This is a genomic window from Streptomyces sp. NPDC002785, assembly GCF_040295565.1.
Taxonomy (GTDB): domain Bacteria; phylum Actinomycetota; class Actinomycetes; order Streptomycetales; family Streptomycetaceae; genus Streptomyces.
This window is the reverse complement of sequence record NZ_JBEOVN010000432.1, coordinates 1-1,361: the sequence shown is the minus strand read 5'-3', so window position 1 is coordinate 1,361 and position 1,361 is coordinate 1. Positions and strand designations below refer to the sequence as shown.

Genomic DNA, 1,361 nt, shown 5'->3' with positions numbered 1-1,361 from the left:
CCGGTGGCCACGTGGGGCGAGGGCCGGGAGCGCGCACACGGCGGGAAGAAGGGGTGGCCCGGAAAGCAGACCCACCCCGGCTGGTGAGCCGAGGGTCCTCCCCTGTTGCGACCTGGAGCCCCGAGCTCTCAAGGTCGCTCCCCACGGGCCCTCATCCCCGAGTGGCCCGCCTCCCGAAGAAGATCTCCCCTCCACGGCCGCCGTCAATCCTTGGACCCGGTCACTCGAACGAGGGGTGTTGGATGCCGGAACCCGGTTTTCGAATAAAGGTTCGATAGTCTGGGTGTGATGCGATCACACGGTGATCGAGCGGTGATCAAGCGGTGATCGAGGACCAGAAGGGGGTGCCAGAACATATGGTGCGGCGCATCGATGTGACCGGGACCGACGGCGTACGCCTCGCGGCCTGGGAGTTCGCCGACCCGCCCAAAGGGCGCACGGAGGGCGATCGCGCCCCCGGGGTCTTATTGCTCCACGGTTTGATGGGCCGGGCCTCGCACTGGGCCACGACCACCCGCTGGCTCGCCGAGCGGCACCGCGCTGTCGGCCTCGACCAGCGAGGACACGGCCGGAGTGAGAAGCCGGCCGAAGGGCCGTACACCCGTGAGGTGTACGTCGCCGACGCCGAGGCGGCGATCGAACAGCTCGGCCTCGCCCCCGTCACCCTTGTCGGGCATTCGATGGGAGCGCTCACCGCCTGGCAGCTCGCCGCGAAGCGCCCCGATCTCGTCCGGGCACTGGTCATCTGCGACATGCGGGCCTCCGCGCTCGGCGCAGCCTCGCAGCGGGAGTGGGAGGACTGGTTCAAGTCCTGGCCGGTCCCGTTCGCGACGCTCTCCGACGTCCGGAAGTGGTTCGGCGAGGACGACCTCTGGTTGGAGCGGCCGCACCCGGCCCGCGGTGAATTCTTCGCCGAGGTGATGGCCGAGCGGGCCGACGGCTGGCGCCCCGTCTTCTCCCGCCGCCAGATGCTCCAGTCCCGTGCGACCTGGGTGTTCGAGGCGCACTGGGAGGAGCTGGCACAGGTCCGGTGCCCGACCCTGGTGCTCCGCGGCCTCGACGGCGAGCTGGGCCGGGCGGAGGCCCAGGAGATGGTCCGCGTACTGCCGCGCGGGCAGTACGCGGAAGTGGCCGATGCCGGCCATCTCGTCCACTACGACCAGCCGGAGGGCTGGCGCGCGGCGGTCGAACCCTTTCTGGAGCAGTTCGCCAAGGACCCCCAGGACGACCGCGAGCCCGTCTCCCCGTAACGGCCTCCCCCACGACAGGGAGCGGGCTCCCGACGCCCTGCGACTCCGCTTGCGGCGTTGTCGTCAGTCAACGACGCTCCTTCCCCGAGCTCTCGGCTTCGCTCGACCAGG

At 70.4% G+C, this 1,361-nt stretch carries 1 protein-coding gene; it reads left to right on the top strand.

Features of this window, described 5'->3' with window-relative positions; genetic code table 11:
* The first annotated feature begins 356 nt into the window (after positions 1 to 356).
* A complete protein-coding gene (locus tag ABTZ94_RS37565; RefSeq protein ID WP_351207957.1) occupies positions 357 to 1,250 on the top strand; it encodes an alpha/beta fold hydrolase in 894 nt (297 codons plus the stop codon).
* The last annotated feature ends 111 nt before the right edge of the window (positions 1,251 to 1,361 follow it).